The following is a 23,038-nucleotide window of genomic DNA, read 5'->3' as shown; positions in this document are numbered from 1 at the left end:
ACTAATGCACGGGGGTCGTTGCTTCTTCCTCGCGGCCGAGTTTTTGATCGCTGCTTAGCTGTGCCGCCTGTTCGGCAGCCACGTTGAGTGAGCGGCTGAGCAGGATGTAGGCGATGGAAGTGACCAGCAACCCGACGAGCCAGGCGATGTCGACGCCGCCCAAGGCCTGGGCAAGGGGTCCCGTGTAGCTCCAGGAACCGATCTGGGGCAGCACCATGAAGGGCACCTCAGCGACGAGGCCGATGGCGAACGAGAGCAAGCCCCGCGACCCCCAGGCACCGTAGATGCCCTTGGGAGTGAACAGGTCCGTGATGGCGTAATGGCCTTTGCGGACCAGGAAGTAGTCGACCAGGTTCGTCGCCGTCCAGGGAACCAGAAGGTACAGCATGAGGGTCAGGGAGGAGAACACCGTGCTGACAGCCCCCGAGGTGATGGTGCTGGCAACGAGGTACCACACCGCCGTCAGGACGAGGATGGTGATGACCCGGGCTTTGCGGGTCGGCTTGATCGGCCGGATGGAATCGACCGTGGTCAATACGGTAAGCATCCCGCCGTAGGCGTTCATTCCCATGGTGGCGGCCAGGGCCATGGCCGAAAGCAACGCGGTAGCATCACCGAGGTGCACGAAAACCGTGTTCCCTGCCAGCTGGAGTCCGGCGAGGCCGTCGGTGGCGCCAAGCCGGATCGCGAGCCACGCCCCAAGGACTATCAGCCAGATCGCAGACGACGATGCACCGAAGAACACAGCCGCGATGACGGACCGGCTTTTGGTTCTGGACGGCAGGTATCGCGAATAGTCGGAGACGTAGGGGGCATACGTGATGTTGTATGCCGATGCCGCGGCGAACTGCGCCATGAACGCGCCCCAGTTGAAGCCGTACTGCGTGGTGCTTTCGGCTCCGCCGGCGTTTCCGGTGATGACTCCGATGGTCAGAATCAGCATCAGCGGCAGGGAAACGTAGAGCAGCACGCGGAATGCCTTGTGCAGCCAGTCGTGGCCGAAGATCGCAAGGGCCGCCGCGCCCGCGGCAGCGACAACGGCAATGAGTGCCGGGTTCCAGCCGAAAGCACTGCCGAGGCCGTCACCGAGGAGCACGGTATCAACGACATTGAAGGCCACATAGGTGAAAAGGGTGGCGATCAAGGGAACCACCACGCCCCGGTACCCGAATTGGGCCCGCGACTGGATCATCTGCGGTAGGCCCATGGTTGGACCCTGAGAGGCGTGGAAGGCCATGAAAATGGTTCCCACTCCAATGCCCAGAACGCTGGCCACCACCGTCCACCCGAGGGACAGGCCCATCGATGGGCCGATGAAACCGATCGGGATGGAGAAGTACTGGAAGTTGCCCAGGAACCAAAGCGGCGCTTGGTGCCACAGGCGGCCGTGACGCTCGTTATCGGGAACCCAGTCGATTGAGCGGACCTCGATCAGTGGTGCGCCGGGCCGCGCCCTGGGCCGGTCGGATGCTTCTGTCGTCATTGCTGGACTCCGTGATCAGAAAGTGTTGAGTGATAGGTGCTCGTGCACGGCCTTGATGCCGCCGGAGCCGGTCCGGGTAAACACGATGGTTTCCCGTTCCTCGGTGACTGCCCGCTGTCCCCGCTCCTCCGTAGTCGTAGCCACGCTGTGGGAAAAAACCGCAGTTGTGCCGTAGATCTGGATGAGTGGATCGCTGCTGTGGCAGCCGACCACCTTCCAGCCATCGGACACCCAGGTGCGCCACTGCTCTTCGTAGTCGTCCCGGCTGTTGAGCCGTTCGGGGGTCCCGTGGAACAAGAAGGTCGCCTGCGGATCGAATGAGCCGAAATATGCGTCCTCGTCCATGGCCGAATAGGCCGCAACGATCCGTTCCGCTGCCGACGTGACTTCTTCCGGCGTTAGCTGCAGGCTCATCTATTCTCCATTTCTGGCTTGGAATGGCCCTGCTGGCCGGCGTAGGTCGCCGCCGAACGGGCGTGTGCTCGGGGTGATGTGGATCACCTTTTCATCATGCAACAACTGATGCCTTTTAGGCAACATATTTCGTGAAGAGTCATTGGGCAGTTCCGCCCGCTTTCCGCTCCATCGGGGTAGCGTTTCCCTATGAACGAGCAGAAGCCTGAAGACGTCTACACACACGGCCACCACGAGTCCGTCGTACGCGCCCACGCCTCCCGCACAGCCGAGAACTCTGCCGCGTTTGTCATCCCGCATCTCACCGCCGGGACGTCAGTGCTCGACGTCGGATGCGGACCTGGGAGCATCACCTGCGACTTCGCGGAGCTGGTGGCTCCCGCGAAGGTGGTCGGGCTCGACCGTTCCGCCGACATCGTGGCCCAGGCTGCCTCGCTCGCGGCCGAACGTGGTGTGGAAAACGTGGAATTCGTGACCGGTAACATCTACGATCTGGACTTTGAGGACGAGACCTTCGACCTCGTCCACGCCCACCAAGTCCTGCAGCACCTGACCGACCCCGTGGCCGCGTTGCGCGAAATGCGGCGCGTGGCCAAACCCGGCGCCATCGTGGCAGTGCGCGACGCCGACTTCCACGGCATGAGCTGGTACCCGGAGGTCCGCGAGCTCGACGACTGGATGGAGCTCTACCAGAAGATCGCCCGGCGGAACGGAGCAGAGCCCGACGCCGGGCGGCGGCTCGTGTCGTGGGCGCAGCAGGCGGGCTTCACCGACGTCGCGCCCTCGAGCAGCAACTGGCTGTACGCCACCGCGCAGCAGCGCCGTTGGCAGTCGCGGGTTTGGAGCGAACGCGTCCTGCACTCCGCCTTTGCCGAGCAGGCGCTGGAATATGGCCTGGCCAACGAGGCTGACCTGGCCCGGATCGCCGCCGGTTGGCACCGCTGGGGCTCCACTGATGATGGCTTCTTCCTGATCCCGAACGGGGAAGTCATCGCGCGGGCGTAGCGGCCGCGGGCAGCCCGCCAAACATTTTCTGGGAATTTCCATCAACCATGTCGAAAACCGTCCCGTAGTTCCGACCCATGAACGAAAGCGCCCACACGGAGCGCCCTGATAAGGAGTTCGAGATGAAATACATGATCATGATGTTTGGTTCTGCCGAGGGCATGATGGAAACCGCCGATCCCGAGTGGATCAGGGAAATGATCGGCTTCATGATCCAGATCGACAAGGATCTCAGCGATTCGGGCGAGATGGTTTTCAACGCGGGACTGGCTGACCCCGGCACCGCCAAGCTGGTCAAGCAGACGGACAACGGGGTCATCACCACCGACGGACCTTTCGCCGAGGCCAAGGAATCCCTCATCGGCTACTGGGTGGTGGACGTCGCGAGCGAAGAACGGGCCGTGGAAATCTGCTCCAGCATCGTGAAGTATGCCCCCGTTGTGGAGCTTCGTCGCGTCCAGGACGAGCCCCCGGAGGTCTAGCGCTTGGCCGAGCCTTCCGGTGAATCCACGTTCGAGGACCTGCTGCGCTTGCTTGCGCCGCAGGTCCTTGGCGTGCTCGTCCGCAGGTACGGCCAATTCGCAGAGTGCGAGGATGCCGCCCAGGAGGCGCTGCTCGAGGCAGCATTGCAATGGCCCGCTTCCGGCGTCCCGGACAATCCCAGGGCCTGGCTGCTCACCGTCGCCAGTCGGCGCTTGGTGGACTATTGGCGCAGCGAAAGCGCCCGGCAGGCACGCGAACAACGCGCGGCGGCCTTGGAACCGCCGCCTCGCGAGGAGCCTTCTGCGAACGGTGACACGGACGGATTTTCGGAAGACACCCTCACCCTCCTTTTCCTCTGTTGTCACCCCGCCCTCTCAGCACCCTCGCAGCTGGCACTGACTTTGCGGGCAGTCGGGGGGCTCACGACGGCGGAAATCGCCAGCGCGTTCTTTGTCCCGGAGGCCACCATGGGCCAGAGGATCAGCCGGGCCAAGCAGAGCATCAAGAAGGCGGGGGCCCATTTCGAGCTCCCGGAACCGGGCGAGCGAAAGGCGCGGCTCGGCGTCGTAATCCACGTCCTGTACCTGATCTTCAACGAGGGTTACGCGGCGAGTTCCGGGCCATCCATGCAGCGCGAAGACCTCACGGCGGAGGCCATCCGCCTTACGCGGCTCCTGCGCGGCCTCCTCCCGGGCGAGCTTGAGGTGGGCGGACTGCTGGCCCTCATGCTCCTCACCGATGCACGACGCCGGGCGAGGTCCCTCCCGGACGGGATGCTGGTGCCGCTCGCCGAGCAGGATCGCCGCCTGTGGGACGCGGCGCAGATTGCCGAGGGCCTTGAACTGGTGTCGGCGGTGCTGGGGGTCGGGCAGCCGGGACCCTACCAGCTGCAGGCCGCGATCGCCGCGGTCCACTCTGAGGCGGCCTCCGCGGAGCAGACCGACTGGCCGCAGATCCTTGCTTTGTACACGGTCCTCGAAGCCATGGCCCCAAGCCCGGTGGTGAGGCTCAACCGGGCAGTTGCGGTGGCAATGGTCGAGGGGCCTCGGGCGGCCCTTGAGCTGCTGGAGGGGCTTGAGAATGGCCCGGAAAACTGGCACAGGCTCGACGCCGTCCGCGGTCACCTGCTCGAAATGTCCGGCGACCTTGCGGGTGCCCGGGTGTGCTTTCTTGCCGCAGCAAAGAAAACAGGGAGCCTGCAGGAACGGCAGTACCTCCTCGTGAAGGCGGCCAAGCTCGGGCAGTTGTCCACATAGGCAAAGTGATCCCTGTTTGTGGTCCGCGGCCACGAATAGCCTCGAACCATGATTATTCAAGCAGGCTTTGACCTCCAGATTCTCGCCCGTCCGCTCATCGACCAAGAAGAAAAGCTCTACCCACGACTCGTCGTGATCGGCCTCGACGCCGAGATGCAGCTGGATAGCATCCGGGTTGTTACAGAGTCCTTCGAAGGCAGCTTGAATCCGTTCCAGGACACCATCCTGGAACATCTGGAGCTCGAGGGTTCCAAGTATTTTGCGATCGCGCACGCCGGAATCTGGGCCGAGGACGACTATTACGATGAGCAGCCAATCCTCCAGGAAGCGAAGAAACTCAAGGGTATTGCCGAGGAGCGCGGGCTTCACATGATCGGCCATTTTGGCATCGACGAGACCGGATACATGTCCAATGGCCCGCACTCCTACTTTGACCAATATGCTTCGGGAGACGACCTCCCAGACACGATGCTTCACTGGATGCACTCGAGGTATGGCCATTGTGCCTGAGCTTCGTCGACCGTGGGCCAGAAGCATTCACCGTGCCACTGAGCCTTACTTTCCAGAGGTTGACCAACTAGACTTGGTCAACATGGGGCAGTACAACGTCCAGGAGGCAAAGACCCGCCTTTCTGAGCTTCTCAACATGGTTGAACGGGGCGAAGATGTGGTCATCGCCAAAGCCGGCAAGCCCGTTGCCCGGCTCGTGAAGATCGAGCGGCCCACCAAGCGCCGCCTTGGATTCGTCAAAGGGCAACTCCCGGACAATTTCCTAGAGCCCATGGACGAGGAGGAACTTGCGCTGTGGGAAGCACCCCTTACCTCCTCGACACGCATGCCCTGATCTGGGCCCTCACTGAGCCAAGGAAGCTCTCACCCAAGGCAAGACGTGCAATCCAGTCATTCGACAATCGTCTTGTGGCATCATCCGCCAGCGCCTTCGAGATCGGCTACAAGCACAAGCTGGGTAGGCTTCCGGGCTTGGAGGGACTGCTCCTGGGTTATGCCCGGCACGTCGCCGAACTGTGCAACGAGGAGCTACCCATCCGGAGCGTGCACGCGCTTGCGGCCGGGAAACTCGATTGGGAGCATCGGGACCCCTTCGACAGGCTGATCGCCGCCCAAGCAATTGTGGAATCGATGGTGGTCATCACGGCCGATCAAGAATTCCATAGCTTCCCGTTAGTTGAGTCGCTCTGGTAACCGCTCGTCGGGTGCTCGCATCAGCATGTCCTGCCGCGCCGTCCTCCGGGCATAAGCTGGATTGGTGCAAATTTCGCTTTGGCTGGCACTGGTAGGCGCCGGCACCCTGATCAGTTTCACTCCCGGCGCCGGCGCCATCTCCACGATGAGCAACTCGCTCAACTCCGGATTCCGCCGCTCCATCTGGGGAGTGCTGGGCCAGCAAACGGCACTGATCATCCACATCCTGGTCGTGGCACTCGGGGTAGGTGTTCTGGTCTCCAGCTCGCCGGTGGTCTTCAACGTGATCCGCTACACGGGGGCCGCGTATCTGGTGTACATGGGCATCCGGCAGTTCCTCCACCGGCCCGACCTGGACAAGGAGAAAGTGGAGGCCCGACGGAACGAGCCAGCATGGTCCATGTTCCAGCGAGGCGTGTGGGTCAACCTGCTCAATCCGAAGGCGATTGTTTTCTTCCTGGCCTTCATGCCGCAATTCATCCGCCCCGAGCAGCCACTGATTCCGCAATATCTGATCCTCAGCAGCACGATCGTTTTCATCGACATCTGCGTCATGTGGTTCTTCTTCGCATTGGCAGCCCGTTCATTCCAACGGTTCACGCACAACGAGCACGGACAAAAAGTCCTGAACCGCACTTTCGGCGTGCTGTTCATGTCCGTCGGCGTTCTGCTCGCCGTCATCCACTAGGCCAGCAATCGACTGCCGAGCAAATGTCGTTTTCCAGCCTCAAAACGGCACTTGCTCAGCAATCGACGGGGAAACCTACCGCGTGGACCCGCGCACCACCAAGGAGCTCTCAAGCGTCAGCTGCGGCTGTTCCAGCTCACGGCCTTCCATCAGTCCCCGGAGTTGTTCGCCGGCCTTGAGTCCCAGCGCAGTGGCCGGCAAATGCACACTGGTCAGGCTCGGGTTGCTCGTGGCCGAATACGGCAGGTCATCGAAGCCGGCAACAGCGAGTTCCTTCGGAATCCGGACACCGGCCACTCGGGCTTCCTGCAACACACCGTAGGCGTGGGTGTCCGTTCCGCAGACGACGGCGGTGACCCCGGCACGCTGCCAGTCCGGCCAGGCGGCGGCGAAGGCAGCCGCGGCAGCGCCGACGTCGATGGTGGTACTGACGATGTGCGCGTCCGCAACGGAAATACCGCAGGAGTCTGCCTCATCCAGGAACGCCGCCCGGCGCACCTCGAACGTGGCTGTGCCTGTCACGCTGTCCACGTAGGCAACCCGCTTGTGCCCGGAGGCCGCAAGATGCGCGGCCAATTCACGGGCGCCATGGGCAACATCGAGGTTCACGGATGGGGCATAGGCTTCGAGGCCGGGGGCATCTAGAAGGACCAGCGGCCCGGCAACGGACAGCTCCTCCAGGAAACTTGCGTTGGGCGCATCCACCAGCAGACCGGCGGGACGAAGGGCCAGAAGCTTTCGGACGTCCTCCGCACGGGGAAACTCACCGGCGTCGGTCACGGAGAGCAGCAGCTGGTACTCGGATCCGAGCGATTCCCGGACTCCCGCGATGACCTTGGCGAAAAAGGGGTTGGAAATGTCCGGCGCCACAAGGATCACAATCGAGCTCACGCCCTTGGCCAAAGAACTGCCGATCCCATCCACCACGTAGCCGAGTTCGGCGATAGCCTGGCGGACCCGTGAAATGTTGTCTTCGGAGACCCTGCCCTGGGTTTTGCCGTTGGCAACCAGGGACACGGTCGCAGTCGAGACCCCTGCCAGGGAGGCCACCATCGCCGCGGTGACGCGCTGCGTACGGTTGGAGGCCCGGTGCACTCGTTCCGCGGATTCCATACAACGATCGTAGCGGGAATCAGTGCCTTCTCTCGCCGCAAGGCATCAAGCGCTTGACGCAAAAAGCGTTAAGCGTTTGACGTAAGACGCAAGCCAGTGCCAGAATTCCACTGAATGCTTTAGCGCCCTGCATCGGCAGGCCCCAATGACGTGGAGATGAACATGGACCCCACCATGACCCGTGAACGCAAGAAGATCATCCTGGATTGTGATCCCGGGCATGACGACGCCGTGGCCCTGCTGCTGGCCCACGGCAACCCGGACATCGAACTACTCGCCGTCACAACGGTGGTGGGTAACCAGACCCTCGAAAAAGTCACCCGCAACGCCTTGTCGGTGGGCACGATCGCAGGCATCACCGGGGTTCCCTTTGCCGCCGGCTGCGACCGCCCACTCGTCCGCTCCATCGAAACCGCGCCGGACATCCACGGCGAAAACGGCATGGACGGCCCCGAGCAGCCCCGGTCCACCATCGAGCTGGACCCTCGCCACGCCGTCGACCTCATCATCGAAACGATCATGGCGCACGAGCCGGGCACAGTGACCCTGGTCCCCACTGCGGGACTCACCAACATCGCCATGGCCGCCCGCAAGGAGCCGCGCATCGTTGAACGCGTCAAGGAAGTTGTCCTGATGGGCGGCGGCTACCACGTGGGCAACTGGAGTGCCGTGGCCGAATTCAACATCATTATCGACCCCGAGGCCGCCCATATCGTGTTCAACGAAAAATGGCCCGTGGTGATGGTCGGTCTGGACCTCACGCACCAGGCCCTGGCCACTCCCGAGGTCGTTGAGAAGATCGCCGCCGTGGGCACCAAGCCGGCAAAGTTCGTCATGGAATTGATGGAGTTCTTCACCAAGACCTACAAGGACGCCCAGGGCTTTGACTACCCCCCGGTGCACGATCCCTGCGCCGTGGCCTACGTCATCGACCCCAGCGTGATGACAACCCGCAAGGTCCCCGTCGATATCGAACTGCAAGGCAAGCTCACGCTTGGCATGACCGTAGCCGATTTCCGCGCCCCCGCACCGGCCGACTGCCACACCTCCGTTGCCGTCGACCTCGACCACGAGAAGTTCTGGAACCTCGTCACCGACGCGATCATCCGCATCGGCGAGCCCGACGACGGCGGCACTCCCGCCGCCGCCGTGGCTGGCAGCATCGCAGGAGAGGCCAAGTAAATGACGACCCTCATCAACGAAACCAAGACCAACCGCGGCAACGTCGCGGCCCTCATGGTTGCCCTGCTGGCCGCCTGCGTAGCCTTCCAGCTCAACGCTTCCATGCTCAGCCCGGCCCTGGTCACCATGGGCAACGAGCTCCACACGGACCAGGCGGTCATCGGCCTCTCCCAGACCTGGTTCTTCACGGCCGCGGCCTTGTTCTCACTCTTCCTGCCGCGCCTGAGCGACATCGTCGGCCGCAAGAAGATCCTCCTCGGCATGATGCTGCTCATGGCCGTCGGCTCGGTCATCGCAGCCATGGCGCCCGACGTTACATGGCTCTTCGTGGGCCGCATCGTCCAGGGCGTCAGCGGCCCTACCGTCCCGCTGTGCCTCATCATGCTGCGCTCCGCGGTCAACAACCCGCGCAAGTACGGAGCCCTCATGGGCCTCATCACGGCAGTCAACGGCGGCGTTGCCGGCGTCGACTCCTTCGTAGGCGGCTACTTCGCCGAGCACTTCGGATTCCGCAGCATTTTCTGGCTCATGGTCGGCCTCGCAATCGTGGCCACGGCCTTGATCGCCATCCTTGCCGGCGAGAGCAAGCCTGCCGCTGGTACAGGCATGGACTGGCCCGGCGTGTTCTTCATTGTCATCGCGGTGGGCGCACTCCTGACAGCCCTCAATGAGGGATCCAAGCTGGTCGGCGCCTTCTCTTCCGGAACGCTGATGATGGCGATCGGACTGATTGTGGTCGCCGCGGCCGCGTTCGCCGCGTTCTGGAGGACCGAAAAGCGCTCCAAGGAGCCGATGGTGGAAACGATCCACCTCCGCCAGCGTTCCACGTGGGCGCCCCTGCTGACCACCACCCTCGCCATGACCGGCATCTTCGCGGTCATCAACGGCATCGTCCCGGCCTACGTCCAGGCCGCGGCACCGGGATTCGGGGTTGGCCCCACCGAGATGTCGCTCATGATCCTCACGCCGTACGCCCTCCTCGGCTGGGTATTCGGACCCATCAGTGGCCGGCTCGCACCCGTGCTCGGCTACACCAAAGTCCTGCGCATTGGAATGCTGGGCAGTATCGCGGCCCTGGCAATCATCGCGTTTTTCGGCCTCGGCAGCCTGCCGACCATGATCGTGGGAACGGCCTTGCTCGGCATCATGTACGCCGGTACGGTGAACATCATGCTCAACGGACTCGGAGTTGTCCTCTCCCCGGCCGGCAACCCCGGTTTCCTGCCCGGCATGAACGCCGGCGCCTTCAACCTCGGCGCCGGCTTGAGCTTCCTGGTGTTGCCGGCAGTCCTTGTGGCGACCTCGGCGCTGGGCGACACCAAGGCCTCGTACTTGACGGTGGTCGTCGTGGGCCTGGCCATCACTGTCGGCGCCTTCGCGGCGTCGCTGCTCATCCCCAAGCCCCTCGAAGCCGAGGTTGAAAAGTGAACCGCAGGATCGTCGTCGTCGGGTCCCTGAATGCGGACCTGACCATCTATTGCGAGCGGCTCCCGCTCCCGGGTGAAACCGTCCACGGCAACGGCTTCGCGGTCAATCCCGGCGGCAAGAGCGCCAACCAGGCCGTCGCGGCGAGCAAGCTGGGCGGCACGGTAAGCCTGATCGGCGCGGTCGGAAACGACTCCAACGGTGACATGCTCATCGCCTCCACGGAAGGGGCCGGGGTGGACGTTTCGTGCGTCCGCCGTGCCGCGGAGGTGGCCACCGGCGTCGCGGTTATCGCGGTGGACGCGCGTGGTGAGAACAACATCATCATTTCGGCCGGTGCCAACGGAACGCTCGCCCCGGCGGACGTGTCGGCGGACGCCTTCGACGACGCCGCGGTGCTCTGCCTCTGTCTGGAGGTCAGCCTTGAGACCGTGGAGGCTGCCGCGAAAGCAGCGCACGACGCCGGAGCAACGGTTCTGCTGAATCTCTCGCCGTACGCCGAGATCCCGCAAAGCCTGGCCGCCTTGAGCGATGTGCTGCTGGTGAACGCCCACGAAGCCTCCATGTTTCTGGGCGACGCTGAGATGCCCCACCCCGGCGCGCACGCAAGCGCCTGGGAGCCTGTCCGAAGCCAGTTCGCCGAGCGGGGATTGCAACGGGTATTGGTTACGCTCGGCTCCCACGGCTCGGTGGTGTTGGATTCGCTCGCCGTATCCGGGGAACAGATCTCGCGGATCGCACCCACCAAGGTGAGTGCCGTGGATACGACCGGTGCAGGGGACGCCTTCACCGGAGCCGTAGCGGCCCGGCTCGCCGCGGGGGAAACCCTGGCCGAAGCCGCGGCGTTCGCTTCGGTTGCCGCAGCTCTCGCCACCACCAAGAAAGGCACCCAGGCCGCCTATCCCGGGGCTGCAGAAGTCCTGGAGCACTTGCGGATTTCCTGACCCAAGCCGCCACGGTGCAGGCGCTTTTACGCCTCCACCAGCGACTTTACAAATTCTGTAATTTTCACTAGCCAAGACAGGGTGGTATCCCCCATGCTTGCTCCATGTACTCAGCGTTGAGCCCATACCGCATCATCACCGTCTGCACGGGAAACATCTGCCGCTCACCCATGGCGCAACTGATGTTGACTGAAGCGTTCGACGCCGGAGGGCTCGGTGGAGCGGTGGTTGTGGACTCCGCGGGAACCACGTCCTACGAGGCCGGACACCCCATCGATCCACGCGCAGCTCGGGTCCTTTCGGCACACCGCATCCGCTCCGAGGGTCACATCGCGAGGAGTTGGCGCGAGGAGTGGTTCCGGGAGCGGGACCTGATTTTGGCCCTCGACGTGGATCACTACGGTTGGCTCCACGAGGCCGCCCCGGATTCGGAGTCACTGGCCAAGATCCGGATGCTGCGCAGTTTCGACCCGGCCGTAGCAGGCCGGAGCACCTTGGACCTGGGCATCGAGGATCCCTGGTACGGCGGCCATCACGATTTCGACGTCACCTGGGACCTCATCAAGGCGGCCGTCCCCGGCATCGTCGCTTCCACCCGGGACGTCCTTGCCGCCAGGCAGCACGCACAGCACCCTGACCCGCAGCAGGTACGCTCTATTTCATGACCCCAGCACCCGTGATCATCGCTATCGATGGCCGCTCCGGCGCAGGAAAGACTACTCTCGCCGTCGAACTTGCCGCCCGCCTCCGGATGCATCACAAGGTGTCACTGTTCCACCTTGAGGACATCTATCCGGGCTGGAACGGCCTCGCCGCGGGCATCGAGCGATACGTCACCACTGTCCTGGCACCACTGCGGCACGGGAACGCCGCCGAGTGGGTCAGTTGGGACTGGGAGAAACACTACGACGGCCGCAGCCACGTCACCCTGCCTGCCGAAATCGTGATTGTCGAGGGCGTCGGGGCAGCCGCGAGTGCCGCCCGGCCCATGTTGGACGCCGTGGTCTGGGTGGACGCTCCCGACGATGACCGCAGGCACCGTGCGATGGCCCGGGACGGCAGCAGCTACGAACCGTTCTGGGAAAGCTGGGCGGCGCAGGAGGACGAGTGGCTTGAGACCGACGGCGTCCTCGACCACATTGACGTCCGGGTGCTGAACCGGGCGGACGGCGATGCCCCGGATGACGCCCTGCAGGCGCTGAACTACCTCCCTTCGCTCTCCCCCGTGCTCGCTCCCGAGCTGTCGGCACGCCGCGGCTTGCAGCTCAAGGCCGAACGGATCGACGCAATCCCGGACGCCGCGGCCCTGTTCCAAGCGCTGTACGCCAAGTCCGCCAACGCCGTCTGGCTCGATTCCTCCAACACGTCCAACAACAGGGACACAGTCGGCGACGCCGGATCCCTCGACGCCGCGGCCGAACGCAGCCGCTTCAGTATCCTCGCGGACGACGGCGGGTGCTTCGGCCAGGCTGTAACGCACAGTTCCGGAGCCACCCGGATCAGCGCCGGATGCGCCACCGTGGAGACCACCGGCCCCTTCTTCCGCTGGCTGGACACCGTGTGGGGCCGGAAGGCCTTGCGTGGACCCGAAGGCTATGACTGCGAATTCACGCTCGGCTGGTTGGGATACCTCGGCTATGAACTGAAGCGGGAGACCGGTGGCAGCGATGTCCGGGTCGGCACTCCGGATGCAGCGTTGCTCTTCGCCGGCCGGGCCCTGGTGATCGACCACCGTGACGCTGCCGTCTGGCTGCTTGCCATCGATGCTCCCGACGCCGGCGAATGGCTTGGGCTTGCGCGCGAGGCCGTGCTGTCCGCGTCGGCACCCCAAGGGGCCGGCACTAGGCACCCGGCCGGGGATCCCGCCGTCGGGAGCGGTATGCTCGAGTTCTCCAGCCGCGACACCGAGGACGAGTACAAAAGCAAAATCACCGACGCCCAGCACCAGATCGCCGAGGGCAACACGTATGAGGTCTGCTTGACCACCGCAGTGACCGCCCCGGATCCCGGGCTGGACCCGTGGCAGAGCTACCTCGCGCTGCGCAAGCGCAACCCGGCACCGTTCGCGAGCTACTTGCGGTTCGGCGATCTGACGGTCGCGAGTACCTCGCCGGAGCGCTTCCTGCGGATAACCTCCGACGGCGGCATGCGGGCCGAGCCGATCAAGGGCACGAGGGGCCGGGCCAACGATCGTGTCATCGACGAGGCCCTTCGGCGCGGCCTTGAATCCTCGCTCAAGGACCGTGCCGAGAACATCATGATCGTGGACTTGCTGCGCAACGACCTCAGCCATTTCGCCGTGCCCGGATCGGTGACCGTCAGCCGGCTGTGCGCGGTGGAAAGCTACGCCACGGTGCACCAGATGGTGAGCACTATCGACGCCCGGCTGCGCCCCGGAGCACCCCGGGCCGAGGCCGTGGCGGCCGCGTTCCCCGCAGGGTCCATGACGGGCGCCCCGAAGATCAGCACCATGGACATCCTCGATGGCTTGGAGTCAGGGCCCCGTGGAGTCTACTCCGGCGCGATCGGCTACTTTTCGCTCAACGCGGCGACGGACCTCGCCGTCGTAATCCGGACCCTGGTGATGGGTCCCGACGGCGACGGCGGACGCACGCTCAGTCTCGGCGTCGGAGGGGCCATCACGGCGGACTCCACGCCGCAGGACGAATACGACGAAATCCGGACCAAGGCGTTCGGCGTGCTCTCCGCCCTCGGCGCGGAGTTTCCCACTACCTGAGAGTCAGTCGTGCTCCTCGGTCCGGGCGCGGACTGTCCGGGCGTCGTTGCGGGTGATCGTGTAGTAGATCAGGCTGGCGAGGATTGCCCCCACGAACCATGAATAAGGGCCCAGGCCCGAGCCTCCCGGGAGGAAGGTCTGCAGTGCCGGGACCAGCGCCAAAACACCTGCGACGACGGCGGCAGGGATCAGCGCGGCAAGGGCCTTGAGGTTCCAGCCCTTGGTGTAGAAATAGAGTCCGTTCTCGTCCTCGTGGTACAGGTCCGAGACCTTGCAGCGCTGGTGCCGGATGCGGAAGAAGTCCGTGAAAATCACCCCGAACAACGGACCAAGCAGCGCGCCCAGGCCACCGAGGAAGTACACGATCACCACGGGACTGCTGAAGAGGTTCCAGGGCAGGATGAGGATTGCGAGCACTGCGCTGATAAGGCCGCCGCGGCGGAAGTCGATGCGGTGCGGGGCCACGTTGGCGAGGTCGTAGGAGGCCGAAACGAAGTTCGCTACGACGTTGATGCCGATCGTGGCCACCACAAACGTGACGGCGGCGATGATGGTGATCCACGGATTCCTGATCGCCTGGACGATCGCCACCGGATCGGTGATCACCTTGAACATGTCCTGGCCGGCATACTGGTCCGCGGTGAAGTAGGACGCCGCCCCGGCCGTGACCACCACGGTGACCAGGGCGAAGGCGATGAAGTTCACTGGCAGGCCCCAGAAGTTGCCGCGCAGGATGGTCTTGCGGTCCGGCGAGAACCGGGAAAAATCGCAGAAGTTCAGGAGAAGCGCCGCGAAGTAGGTGACTGTCAGGGCGATGGCAGAGAAGAACTGGGTCAAGGCTGCCGGCCCGTCCAAAGGCGCGACGCCGGGGATCGAGAGGCTGAACTTGTTGCCCGCTTGCGCCAGGATGTAGATCGCGAGCGCAAACATGGCCACCCAGATGGCCGGACCGGCCCAGTCCTGGAACCTCCGGACCGTCTCCATGCCCCGGCGGATGACCAGCAGCTGGACCGCCCAAAGGACCAGGAAGGCCGCCCAGCCCAGCGGGGTCAGGCCAAGGATGCGCGGCACGTCCGGGCCATCGAGCGAGGTCAGCTGGGGCCACACGGAAAACAGCAGCACCAGCACGGCTTCCGAAGCGAGCCAGGTCTGGATGCCGTACCAGGCGATGGCGATGAGTGCCCGGATCAGGGCGGCCAGGTTGGCACCGAAGAGGCCGAAGGACATCCTCGCCAGGACCGGATACGGGACGCCGGTTTTCTGTCCGGCCGTCCCGGCAAAGTTCATGAGGAAGTAGACCAGGGTAATGCCGAGGACCAAGGCCAGGAAGACTTGCCAACCCACCAGTCCGGTGATGAAGAGGCCTGCCGCGAAGGTGTAACCGGCAATGCTGTGGACATCGCACATCCACAGGGCGAAGAGGCTGCGGACCTTCCAGTTTCGTTGCCGGGCCGGTGCGAGGTCCGCGTTCCACAGCCTGTCGCTGACCAACCGGCCCTCGGCAAGGATTCGGACTTTCTCAGGGTATTCGTCTCCTGGCTCGCGCGGTGCCTTCACAGCCGGGGACTGGTTTTTCCGCGCCATGGTGCCTCCGAAGAACGCTTCCAAACATGCTTGGAACTCCAGAATCGACCCATTGCGGCGGGAAGGAAAGCCCCCTCGGGAGCGCCGGAACGTCGTCACGTTAGCATTGGTCCAAATACGTCTCACCAGGAGGGTGCATGCCGCACATCGTTGACTTCGAGAATGTTTCTACTGCCGGGCTGGAATCGTCGCCCGTTGCCGACGCCCTTGCCGGGTTGCGCGCCAACGAGGGCCGCTATTACCGGAACAAGTACAACCACGTCTTCACTGTGAGCCCTGCCAGCGAGGTTCCCGAGGTGGTCGAGCGGGTCAGCCGCATCCTGAAGGACGAGCGTGACATCGTCATCAGCTCCCGCCCGCTGGAAGCGACTGCCTTCGAAGTCGACGGTTTGCGGATGGCCTACGTCTTCTACGAGTCCGGGCTGTCGATCAACGTTATGTACAGCATCGAGGCGGGCGGGAAGCGAGCGGTGGGATTCAAGCTCGCCGACGGCATGGAGATCCCGGAAGAACTGGCGTCACGCTTCAAATTCGCCCGCCAGAAGTCGAAGCTGGCAGGAGTTATCCGCGGCTCCTTCTTCGTGATCAAGGGTGAATACTGACCCTGCCATCGGCATCCAGGCGATGCCGCAGCCTGCTCATGCGCCGAGGTTCAACATTTCGACGTAGCGGTCGATCATCATGTGTTGGCCTTTGATCTGGGAGATCAGCTCCGGACTGGCGATCTCGCCGTCGGGCAGTTGTCCCGAGCCGCCGGACGGTCCCAACGGAAGGATGATGACGGGCTTCGACGGCGTGTAAGCGGCCAGTTCCGCGGAGTCCTCGATCTGGGCTTGGATGTTCTTGGCAACCACAGCGGCCTCGCGTCCGGCGACGCCGGCTTTGTTCACGTCGATCGCCGAAATGTCGCCCAGGGCGTAGACGTTCTCGAAGCCCACGACGCGGAGTTCGCCGGTGACGTCCAGGTAGCCCTCGGCGGTCCGCGCGGCAAGGAGGTCTCCCGCCGCATAGTCCGTCTGCGGGGCTATTCCATAGCAGCGGAACCAGATGTCCGCCTGGATGGACGTACCGTCCGTGGTGCTGACGGTAAAGGTGGCGAATTCACCCGCAGGAACCGGAGGCAACTGCACCAACGAATGGCCCAGAATTCGCCGTACGCCGAGTTCATCCAGCTGCCGGTTGACCTCAATCCGCAGCCGTGGATCGTACGGCCCGGGAAGGATGTCCGGGGCCAGATCCACCATCACTATGTCCTTCTCCGGCCATGCGGCCGCGATCTCGCCCGCAAATTCAAGGCCTACAGCCCCGGCGCCCAGCAGCATCACCCTGTCGGCGCGTTTGAGGTCGTCATGTGCGGCTCGGTAGCGGGCGATGGCGTCGGTGGTGACCACTCGATCACTTTTGGCCGGGAAGGGGTAGCTGGAACCGCTCGCGAGGACAATGTAGTCCGGCGCCAGGCTGGCTCCGGAAGCCAACTCGACGGTGTGCCCGTCTACCCGGACTGCGCGGTCGCGGAGTACCGTGCCGTGTGCCAGCAGACGGTCATAGGGAAGGAACATCCGCGGCAGGAAATCCGGTTGGACCACAGCCCGGAGGGCCGCAATGTTGTGTACGAAAGCATCCTTGGGCTCCACCAAGGTGACCGTCGCGTATTCGTCCAGGGCCTTGGCTACGGAGATCCCACCGTAGCCTCCGCCGATAACCACCACAGTAGGGTGCGGAGCCTGGTTGTTCATGGCAACTCCTTAGGTAGAAAGCTCACGCTGCTCGGCTCGTGCCGCCGAGATCGTTTATGAGTGACAACGATTGGAGATCATCAATAATTTCCTCGGTGATACGATTTTCTTGATGAGTTCTTCGGCAGCAGGAAAGCAACTGGGGTTTCTCTTGGCGCGCCATGGGCGCATCATGAATAGGCGACTCCGCCAAGCGTTGGACTCCTCCGGGCTCAGCCCAAGGCATGCCGTGCTGCTGTGCCGGCTTGACGAGTCCGGGCCGCTCAGTCAGCAGGGCCTGATTGATGCCCTCTCCATCGATGCGAGCGGACTGGTAGCGGTCCTGAACGACCTTGAACGCGAAGGACTGGCGGAACGACGCCGCGATCCCGCCGACCGTCGTCGCCATATCGTCGAAATCACTGCGGAAGGCAAGCGCGCGGCGGCGTCGATTGAAGTAGCGGTGGCCGACGTCGAGCAGGAGGCCTTTGCCGGGTTCTCCGCCGATGAGCTCCAGCAGCTCCATGGGCTGTTGTCGAGGATCCACGGCGAACCCGCGGACGAGGCCTGCGCCGAGGACTGAGCCTTACTGCAGCGTGGCGGTCAGCCGCGCCACGTTGTCCACGTATTTGGCAAGCATCGGCCGGTGCAGCCAGCCTTCCAAGGTCAGCTCGCGGCACATTTCCCGGTAGCTCGACTCCACGGATCGCATGCTGTCCACGGCCTCGGCGCCCAGGAGCATCACGGACACCTCCATGTTGAGCGAGAAGGAGCGCATGTCCATATTGCTGGAGCCGAGGACGGCCACTTCCTCGTCGATGGTGAAATGCTTGGCGTGCAGCACGTAAGGCGCGCGGTACAAGTAGATCCGTACCCCGGCTTCCAGCAGCGCCTCGTAGTAGGAGCGCTGGGCGTGGTGGACGAGGAACTGGTCGCCCTTCTCGGAGACAAAAAGTTCCACGTCGACGCCACGCTGGGCCGCCGTCGTAATGGCGTACAGCAGCGAATCGTCGGGCACGAAGTACGGGCTGCAAATCGAGATGCGGTGCTGGGCCGAGTAGATCAGCGTATTGAACAGGCGCAGATTGTTTTCCGTGACGAACCCCGGGCCGCTGGGAACCACTTGGGCCGTCATTCGGCCCGGCGTCGCCCTGACTGCGACCTGCAACTGGTTTTCGAGGGATTCATCGGTTTCGCTGAGCCAGTCGGTAGCGAAGACGACGTTGAGGGTAGCAACGATCGGCCCCTCCATCCGCGCCATGAGTTCCACCCATTTACGTCCGGCGCGCCGGTGCTTGGGGTTGTTGTAGGAGGGCTCGATCAGGTTCTGCGAGCCCGTGAAGGCGATTTCGCCGTCGATCACCAGGATTTTCCGGTGGTTCCGCAAATCCGGACGGCGCCACTGGCCGTGGATGGGCAATAACGGCAACATGCGGCGCCACTGGATCTGGCCGCGCTTCAGCCTGCGAACCAGCCGCCGGTAGCCGGGGATCCGCAGCGTGCCGATGTGGTCGAACAGGAGACGGACGCTGACGCCGCGCGCTACTGCGTTTTCCAACTCGGTGAGGAGGTCGTCCGTGACGAAGTCACTGCTCATGATGTAGAACTCGGCGTTGACGAACTTCTTGGCCCCCCGGACGGCCTCCGCCATGGCCTTGATGGACTCTTCGTAGCCTGGCATCAGCTCCACGGAGTTGCCGTCCACCATCGGCAGCGAGCCGAGGCGCCGGTTCAGTTCACCAGCCGAGGTCACCCATTCGGGTCCCGAGTAATTACTCACGACGTCGGCGAGCGCCGAAGTGCCTGCACGCACCCGATCGTTGACTTGCTCCTGCTGCTCCCGACGACGGCGGGACAAGCGGAAATTGCCGAACAACAGGAACAGGACGAATCCGACGGACGGAACGAGGAAGACGGCAAGGAGCCACGCCATGGCCGTCGTGGGGCGGCGGTTTCCGGGGATGACGCCGAGCAGCACGACGCGCAGCACGATCTCAGCGATGGCCCAGGCGCCGAGGAGCCAAGTCCACTCTGTCCCGAACTGAAAAGGAAACAGCACCCCACACCCCCACTATCAATGCCAATGAACGAACCAACAACCACCCCAGCCTATCGGGCGCACCGCTCCCGACTGCTCGTCCTGTGGGCCAGCACTAAGCTGGAAGCATGACTTTACCTGCCCCGACGGTCCTCGTTTTCCTGGATCCCGCGTTCGAAAACGGCCGCATCGCCGATTCCAGCCAACCGCAGCTCATGGCAACCGACCTGGGTGCCACCCGGGGTGACGGCGTCTTCGAGTCGTTGCTCGCCGTCGAGGGCCGTGCGCGCAAGGTGCAAGCGCACCTGAACAGGCTTGAGGGTTCAGCCCGCGCATTGGACCTCGACATTCCCGGGAAGGACGTCTGGCGCCGTGCCATCGACACCGCGATCACCGAATTCCGCGACACCTTCCCCGCGCCAAGCCCAGCCGAGGACGAGGTAGTCGTCAAGCTTCTCGTGACACGCGGCGTCGAAGGCGCCTCGACTCCCACGTGCTGGGTCCAGGCTTCGCCGTCCCCCGCGGGCAGTCGCCGGCAGCGCGAGACGGGCATCGACGTCGTACTCCTTGACCGTGGCTTCGACACCGAGGCGGGCGACCGCGCCCCCTGGCTGCTGCTCGGCGCCAAGACTCTCTCCTACGCGGTGAACATGGCCGCGCTGCGCTACGCGCACAAGCAAGGCGCGGACGACGCCATCTTCACCTCAACAGACGGCCGTGTTCTGGAGGGTCCGACCTCCACGGTGTTGCTGGCCCACGTTGAAACGGTCGACGACGGCGCCGGCTCGGTGCGCACGGTCAAGCGCCTCATCACTCCGCAACTGGACAGCGGCATCCTGCCGGGCACGTCCCAGGACGCCCTTTTCGCCAAGGCTAAGGCCGCGGGGTGGGAGCTCGGCTACGGCCCGCTGGTCCCGGAAGACCTGTTCGACGCCGATGCGGTGTGGTTGATCTCGAGCATCCGGCTCATCGCACCCGTCAACCATGTGGACGGCAGGGAGATCGGCACCCCTGCCATGCGCAAACAGCTGACAGCCGAACTTAACGAGCTGTTCGCGGGGATCGAGTAGGGCCTGCTGCCGCTACTCCCGCCCAACTAGCTCGCAGTAGATGTCGTTTAGAGCGCCCTAAACGACATCTACTGCGAGTCACGTGGGTGCGAGGATCTGCTCGCGCAGGATGTCTGCGTGCCCGCAGTGTTGAGCAAGCTCGCGGAGCATGTGGAGGTAGACCCAGCGCAGCGGGAGCGGGCCGCGTCGGTTGCCGTTGAGCATGTCGTCGAGCCCCAAGGACGATGTCGCCCGGCGCGATGCTTCGCATGCCTCGCGGTGTGCCTGCTGGATTGAAGCGATGGTATCGCCGTCATCGAGGATAAACGATTCGTCCGGCGTCGCAGGGATACCGATCTCGGCACGGGAACGGCACGTGATGGCTTCGTCGAACCAGACCTTCTCCACAAAGGTCGCGTGTTTCACGATGCCCAGCAAGGTGGTACGGGACGGGACCAATGACCGCCGGGACTGCTCCTCCGTCAACCCGTTCAAGCAGTCATTGAGCGCGCGCCGGTGCTCGTCAATGAAAGCCTCGAATTGGGTCCGAATTGGCCGGTTGAAAATGTCCTCGGCAAGCGTCACAGTTGCACCTATGTTCTCCGTCAAGCAGGAATTCAGTCAAAATCGACGTGATCCGAGCTTAGCGTTGGTGGCCAGAGGATCGCACGCCGGGGAATAGACTCCGTTCATGCGTTTGGCGATCATTGGAGCGGTTCTGCTTGTGGCAGGTGCCGTGGCGATCGCCACCGGCGCCCTGCCTTTCACCGATCTGATGGCACTCGTGGACCGGGTGGCTCCGATCCTGCTGTTCGTCGTCGCGATGACGGTTGTAACCGAGCTCTGCAGTGAGGCCGGGGTCTTCCTTTGGACTGCCCGTCGGCTCCGTTATTGGGGCCGCGGATACAGCATTCTCCTATGGCTGTTCCTGGCCCTCTTCGCGACGCTGAGTACCGTCTTCCTGTCTTTGGACACAACGGCAGTGTTGCTGACCCCGGTAGTGGTCAGTGTGACGCGGCAAGCCGGACTGCCGGCCCTGCCTTTCGCGCTGACGACGGTGTGGCTGGCCAACACGGCAAGCCTGCTGCTGCCTATTTCCAACCTGACCAACCTTCTGGCCCAGCACAGCCTTGGCGGCATAACTCCGGGCGGGTTTGCCGGCTTGATGTGGGCACCCTCCCTTGCGGCCGTCGTCGTACCGCTGCTGTTCATCGCTGTCGTCTTCCGGCGGGATCTGCGCAAGCGCTATTCACGGATCCCGGTCGGGCGGATCAGGCCGGATCAGCCAGCCGGCGCAGAATCGAGGCCTGCGGCGGCGGACCGGGTTCTGCTCGGATGCAGTGCTCTGGTTTTGGCGTTGCTGCTGCCCGCATTGGTGTCCGGGGTCCCGGTATGGATCCCGGCCTTGGCCGGGGCTGTTGTGCTGAGCGTCATGTTCGCGTTCCGGCGCCCTCGGGTTCTCAAGGTTTCCTTGATTCCTTGGTCCTTGTTGCTGTTCGCTTCGGGCCTCTTTCTGGTGATGGAAGCCGTCAGGCATCTGGGAGCTCCTGTGTTGCTGGGTCAGCTGGCCGGAGAAGGCCATGGCTTCCTGGATCTGGTTCGGCTCGCCGCGACGGGCGCTGCCGGTTCGAATGTCCTCAACAATTTGCCTGCGTACTTGCTCGCAGAACCGCTAGCTGGGACGCCTGTGCGGATGGCGGCGTTGTTGATCGGAGTCAATGCGGGCCCGATCATCACCCCTTGGGCATCCCTCGCCACCTTGCTGTGGCACGACCGGCTCGCGCGGATGAATGTCCTGATTACGTGGAAGGGCTATGCGATCTTCGGACTGGTTGTCGCGCCTCTGACCGTGTTTGCGGCCGTGGCGGTGCTCGCAGCCACCGCAGCCACCGGACAGTGAGGGCGTTCGGCGCGTGCCTGACCCTGTCGCCGGGGGCGAAGAATCAGGACAGAATGTAGAACAGCTTGGCCTGCACGGCCGGAAAACCCAGCCGAGAAGGATGCGCCCCATGCTCAGCCTGCAGGACATCGACAACATCGTCCTTAACGGAGGGATTGTCGTGGACGCCGCCGGGGAGAAAATCGGCTCAGTGGAACAGGTCTTCACCAGTGGTGAGTCCGGGGATCCTGTTTTCGTCACCGTGCGGACCGGCTTGTTCGGCATGTCCGAGTCTTTCGCGCCGCTCTCCGGAGCCAGTCTTGAGAATTCAGTGATCAGGGTGGCTTTCGCCAAGGACAAGGTCAAGAACGGCCCACGCATCGACAGCGACCGCGGCGTGATCACGGAGACCCAGGAGCAGGAACTCTACAACTATTACGGGCTCTCGACCGAGGAATCCGATGAACGTGCCGACGGCGGAACCGGTGCTGTGACCGACGAAGATGCCGGGACCGACGAAGGAGGGACGGTGCAGATGGCCCCGCAGATCCCGCAGCCGCACGGCGGCCCCGCCCCGCCTCCGCATCCAGGCCCGCATCCGCCGCACCTGCACAAACATGTACCCCAGCCTCCGCACCCCGGCCCGCCCCCGCATCGACCACCCGGACATTGACCCCCCGGCTGCCGCTGAAAATTTGGCTTGCCGAACGCTATTGTGCCGCCATGCCCGCAGTAGTTAACTAGTCCCGTGAACTCTGCTGGGGAAGGGTGATCTGCCTCTAGGCCCAGTGGGCACCTGGTTTCACGGTGCCGTGGAATCAGCAAAGTTGATGGAGGGCA

Annotated in this window: 24 protein-coding genes; 17 read left to right on the top strand and 7 right to left on the bottom strand. The window is 63.8% G+C overall.

The window, feature by feature from the left end:
• Window position 1 precedes the first annotated feature (1 nt).
• Both AB0O52_RS15455 and AB0O52_RS15450 read right to left on the bottom strand, forming a co-directional pair.
• Window positions 2-1,483, bottom strand: a complete 1,482-nt coding sequence (locus AB0O52_RS15455) for a cytosine permease (protein WP_364539019.1) — start codon at window positions 1,481-1,483, stop codon at window positions 2-4.
• 15 nt (window positions 1,484-1,498) lie between these two features.
• The gene (locus AB0O52_RS15450) at window positions 1,499-1,897 is read right to left on the bottom strand and encodes a nuclear transport factor 2 family protein (RefSeq protein ID WP_364539017.1); all 399 of its coding nucleotides are present in this window, start codon (window positions 1,895-1,897) and stop codon (window positions 1,499-1,501) included.
• 189 nt (window positions 1,898-2,086) lie between these two features.
• Here AB0O52_RS15450 and AB0O52_RS15445 point away from each other — a divergent pair, with 189 nt between their 5' ends.
• From AB0O52_RS15445 to AB0O52_RS15415, 7 genes are all read left to right on the top strand, one after another.
• Window positions 2,087-2,902: a methyltransferase domain-containing protein gene (locus tag AB0O52_RS15445; RefSeq protein WP_284983586.1), complete on the top strand. Its 816-nt coding sequence runs from the start codon at window positions 2,087-2,089 to the stop codon at window positions 2,900-2,902.
• A gap of 122 nt (window positions 2,903-3,024) precedes the next feature.
• Window positions 3,025-3,384, top strand: coding sequence for a YciI family protein (locus AB0O52_RS15440; protein ID WP_028267572.1), 360 nt, complete (start codon window positions 3,025-3,027; stop codon window positions 3,382-3,384).
• Window positions 3,385-3,387: 3 nt separating this feature from the next.
• Entirely contained in the window at window positions 3,388-4,641 is a 1,254-nt protein-coding gene (locus AB0O52_RS15435; protein WP_364539015.1) for a DUF6596 domain-containing protein, read from the top strand.
• Between the two features lie 48 nt (window positions 4,642-4,689).
• Complete coding sequence (locus AB0O52_RS15430; protein WP_364539013.1) at window positions 4,690-5,151, top strand: hypothetical protein; 462 nt, start codon at window positions 4,690-4,692, stop codon at window positions 5,149-5,151.
• Between the two features lie 82 nt (window positions 5,152-5,233).
• Window positions 5,234-5,485 (top strand): type II toxin-antitoxin system prevent-host-death family antitoxin, encoded by a 252-nt coding sequence (locus tag AB0O52_RS15425; RefSeq protein WP_364539011.1) that lies wholly within the window; start codon window positions 5,234-5,236, stop codon window positions 5,483-5,485.
• Window positions 5,446-5,844, top strand: coding sequence for a type II toxin-antitoxin system VapC family toxin (locus AB0O52_RS15420; RefSeq protein WP_364539009.1), 399 nt, complete (start codon window positions 5,446-5,448; stop codon window positions 5,842-5,844). The genes AB0O52_RS15425 and AB0O52_RS15420 overlap by 40 nt, the downstream gene beginning before the upstream one ends.
• A gap of 64 nt (window positions 5,845-5,908) precedes the next feature.
• Window positions 5,909-6,532 carry a LysE family transporter gene (locus AB0O52_RS15415; protein ID WP_364539007.1) on the top strand — a complete coding sequence of 208 codons (624 nt, stop codon included), beginning with the start codon at window positions 5,909-5,911 and terminating at the stop codon, window positions 6,530-6,532.
• A gap of 75 nt (window positions 6,533-6,607) precedes the next feature.
• On the opposite strand, the gene AB0O52_RS15410 is transcribed toward AB0O52_RS15415, so the two are convergent.
• Window positions 6,608-7,645 carry a LacI family DNA-binding transcriptional regulator gene (locus AB0O52_RS15410; protein WP_364539005.1) on the bottom strand — a complete coding sequence of 346 codons (1,038 nt, stop codon included), beginning with the start codon at window positions 7,643-7,645 and terminating at the stop codon, window positions 6,608-6,610.
• Window positions 7,646-7,807: 162 nt separating this feature from the next.
• Here AB0O52_RS15410 and AB0O52_RS15405 point away from each other — a divergent pair, with 162 nt between their 5' ends.
• The 5 genes from AB0O52_RS15405 (at window position 7,808) to pabB (ending at window position 13,933) form a co-directional block, all read left to right on the top strand.
• Window positions 7,808-8,827 carry a nucleoside hydrolase gene (locus AB0O52_RS15405; protein WP_364539003.1) on the top strand — a complete coding sequence of 340 codons (1,020 nt, stop codon included), beginning with the start codon at window positions 7,808-7,810 and terminating at the stop codon, window positions 8,825-8,827.
• Window positions 8,828-10,255 (top strand): MFS transporter, encoded by a 1,428-nt coding sequence (locus tag AB0O52_RS15400; protein ID WP_364539001.1) that lies wholly within the window; start codon window positions 8,828-8,830, stop codon window positions 10,253-10,255.
• Window positions 10,252-11,196, top strand: coding sequence for a ribokinase (locus tag AB0O52_RS15395; RefSeq protein WP_364538999.1), 945 nt, complete (start codon window positions 10,252-10,254; stop codon window positions 11,194-11,196). The genes AB0O52_RS15400 and AB0O52_RS15395 overlap by 4 nt, the downstream gene beginning before the upstream one ends.
• 104 nt (window positions 11,197-11,300) lie before the next feature.
• On the top strand, window positions 11,301-11,861 hold the full coding sequence (locus tag AB0O52_RS15390) for a low molecular weight protein-tyrosine-phosphatase (protein ID WP_364538997.1): 561 nt from the start codon (window positions 11,301-11,303) through the stop codon (window positions 11,859-11,861).
• Complete coding sequence (gene pabB, locus AB0O52_RS15385; protein WP_364538995.1) at window positions 11,858-13,933, top strand: aminodeoxychorismate synthase component I; 2,076 nt, start codon at window positions 11,858-11,860, stop codon at window positions 13,931-13,933. Before AB0O52_RS15390 ends, pabB begins: the two co-directional genes overlap by 4 nt.
• Before the next feature lie 3 nt (window positions 13,934-13,936).
• On the opposite strand, the gene AB0O52_RS15380 is transcribed toward pabB, so the two are convergent.
• Window positions 13,937-15,517 carry an NCS1 family nucleobase:cation symporter-1 gene (locus tag AB0O52_RS15380; protein ID WP_364538993.1) on the bottom strand — a complete coding sequence of 527 codons (1,581 nt, stop codon included), beginning with the start codon at window positions 15,515-15,517 and terminating at the stop codon, window positions 13,937-13,939.
• A gap of 137 nt (window positions 15,518-15,654) precedes the next feature.
• On the opposite strand from AB0O52_RS15380, the gene AB0O52_RS15375 reads away from it, so the two are divergent.
• Window positions 15,655-16,119, top strand: coding sequence for a phage tail protein (locus tag AB0O52_RS15375; RefSeq protein ID WP_364538991.1), 465 nt, complete (start codon window positions 15,655-15,657; stop codon window positions 16,117-16,119).
• A gap of 36 nt (window positions 16,120-16,155) precedes the next feature.
• On the opposite strand, the gene AB0O52_RS15370 is transcribed toward AB0O52_RS15375, so the two are convergent.
• Window positions 16,156-17,253: an FAD-dependent oxidoreductase gene (locus AB0O52_RS15370; protein ID WP_364538989.1), complete on the bottom strand. Its 1,098-nt coding sequence runs from the start codon at window positions 17,251-17,253 to the stop codon at window positions 16,156-16,158.
• Between the two features lie 112 nt (window positions 17,254-17,365).
• Between AB0O52_RS15370 and AB0O52_RS15365 the strand changes: the two genes are divergently transcribed.
• On the top strand, window positions 17,366-17,815 hold the full coding sequence (locus AB0O52_RS15365) for a MarR family transcriptional regulator (RefSeq protein ID WP_364538987.1): 450 nt from the start codon (window positions 17,366-17,368) through the stop codon (window positions 17,813-17,815).
• Between the two features lie 3 nt (window positions 17,816-17,818).
• On the opposite strand, the gene cls is transcribed toward AB0O52_RS15365, so the two are convergent.
• The gene (gene cls / locus AB0O52_RS15360; RefSeq protein ID WP_364538985.1) at window positions 17,819-19,291 is read right to left on the bottom strand and encodes a cardiolipin synthase; all 1,473 of its coding nucleotides are present in this window, start codon (window positions 19,289-19,291) and stop codon (window positions 17,819-17,821) included.
• A gap of 107 nt (window positions 19,292-19,398) precedes the next feature.
• On the opposite strand from cls, the gene AB0O52_RS15355 reads away from it, so the two are divergent.
• Window positions 19,399-20,340, top strand: a complete 942-nt coding sequence (locus AB0O52_RS15355; RefSeq protein WP_364538983.1) for an aminodeoxychorismate lyase — start codon at window positions 19,399-19,401, stop codon at window positions 20,338-20,340.
• A 78-nt stretch (window positions 20,341-20,418) separates the two neighbouring features.
• On the opposite strand, the gene AB0O52_RS15350 is transcribed toward AB0O52_RS15355, so the two are convergent.
• Window positions 20,419-20,928: a DinB family protein gene (locus tag AB0O52_RS15350; protein WP_364538981.1), complete on the bottom strand. Its 510-nt coding sequence runs from the start codon at window positions 20,926-20,928 to the stop codon at window positions 20,419-20,421.
• A gap of 82 nt (window positions 20,929-21,010) precedes the next feature.
• Here AB0O52_RS15350 and AB0O52_RS15345 point away from each other — a divergent pair, with 82 nt between their 5' ends.
• Together AB0O52_RS15345 and AB0O52_RS15340 are read left to right on the top strand one after the other, a co-directional pair.
• Window positions 21,011-22,219, top strand: a complete 1,209-nt coding sequence (locus tag AB0O52_RS15345; protein WP_364538979.1) for an SLC13 family permease — start codon at window positions 21,011-21,013, stop codon at window positions 22,217-22,219.
• Between the two features lie 109 nt (window positions 22,220-22,328).
• Window positions 22,329-22,871 (top strand): PRC-barrel domain-containing protein, encoded by a 543-nt coding sequence (locus AB0O52_RS15340; protein ID WP_364538977.1) that lies wholly within the window; start codon window positions 22,329-22,331, stop codon window positions 22,869-22,871.
• Window positions 22,872-23,038: the final 167 nt, after the last annotated feature.

The sequence above is a fragment of the Arthrobacter sp. NPDC080073 genome (assembly GCF_040686575.1).
Taxonomy (GTDB): domain Bacteria; phylum Actinomycetota; class Actinomycetes; order Actinomycetales; family Micrococcaceae; genus Arthrobacter.
This window is presented reverse-complemented; position numbering and strand designations above follow the sequence as displayed.

Excerpts from the sequence above, each read along its gene's own strand:
- AB0O52_RS15455 (WP_364539019.1), bottom strand. The coding sequence starts at position 1,483 with ATGACGACAGAAGCATCCGACCGGCCCAGGGCGCGGCCCGGCGCACCA.
- AB0O52_RS15450 (WP_364539017.1), bottom strand. The coding sequence starts at position 1,897 with ATGAGCCTGCAGCTAACGCCGGAAGAAGTCACGTCGGCAGCGGAACGG.
- AB0O52_RS15445 (WP_284983586.1), top strand. The coding sequence starts at position 2,087 with ATGAACGAGCAGAAGCCTGAAGACGTCTACACACACGGCCACCACGAG.
- AB0O52_RS15440 (WP_028267572.1), top strand. The coding sequence starts at position 3,025 with ATGAAATACATGATCATGATGTTTGGTTCTGCCGAGGGCATGATGGAA.
- AB0O52_RS15430 (WP_364539013.1), top strand. The coding sequence starts at position 4,690 with ATGATTATTCAAGCAGGCTTTGACCTCCAGATTCTCGCCCGTCCGCTC.
- AB0O52_RS15425 (WP_364539011.1), top strand. The coding sequence starts at position 5,234 with ATGGGGCAGTACAACGTCCAGGAGGCAAAGACCCGCCTTTCTGAGCTT.
- AB0O52_RS15410 (WP_364539005.1), bottom strand. The coding sequence starts at position 7,645 with ATGGAATCCGCGGAACGAGTGCACCGGGCCTCCAACCGTACGCAGCGC.
- AB0O52_RS15405 (WP_364539003.1), top strand. The coding sequence starts at position 7,808 with ATGGACCCCACCATGACCCGTGAACGCAAGAAGATCATCCTGGATTGT.
- AB0O52_RS15400 (WP_364539001.1), top strand. The coding sequence starts at position 8,828 with ATGACGACCCTCATCAACGAAACCAAGACCAACCGCGGCAACGTCGCG.
- AB0O52_RS15390 (WP_364538997.1), top strand. The coding sequence starts at position 11,301 with ATGTACTCAGCGTTGAGCCCATACCGCATCATCACCGTCTGCACGGGA.
- pabB (WP_364538995.1), top strand. The coding sequence starts at position 11,858 with ATGACCCCAGCACCCGTGATCATCGCTATCGATGGCCGCTCCGGCGCA.
- AB0O52_RS15380 (WP_364538993.1), bottom strand. The coding sequence starts at position 15,517 with ATGGCGCGGAAAAACCAGTCCCCGGCTGTGAAGGCACCGCGCGAGCCA.
- AB0O52_RS15375 (WP_364538991.1), top strand. The coding sequence starts at position 15,655 with ATGCCGCACATCGTTGACTTCGAGAATGTTTCTACTGCCGGGCTGGAA.
- AB0O52_RS15370 (WP_364538989.1), bottom strand. The coding sequence starts at position 17,253 with ATGAACAACCAGGCTCCGCACCCTACTGTGGTGGTTATCGGCGGAGGC.
- AB0O52_RS15365 (WP_364538987.1), top strand. The coding sequence starts at position 17,366 with ATGAGTTCTTCGGCAGCAGGAAAGCAACTGGGGTTTCTCTTGGCGCGC.
- AB0O52_RS15355 (WP_364538983.1), top strand. The coding sequence starts at position 19,399 with ATGACTTTACCTGCCCCGACGGTCCTCGTTTTCCTGGATCCCGCGTTC.
- AB0O52_RS15345 (WP_364538979.1), top strand. The coding sequence starts at position 21,011 with ATGCGTTTGGCGATCATTGGAGCGGTTCTGCTTGTGGCAGGTGCCGTG.
- AB0O52_RS15340 (WP_364538977.1), top strand. The coding sequence starts at position 22,329 with ATGCTCAGCCTGCAGGACATCGACAACATCGTCCTTAACGGAGGGATT.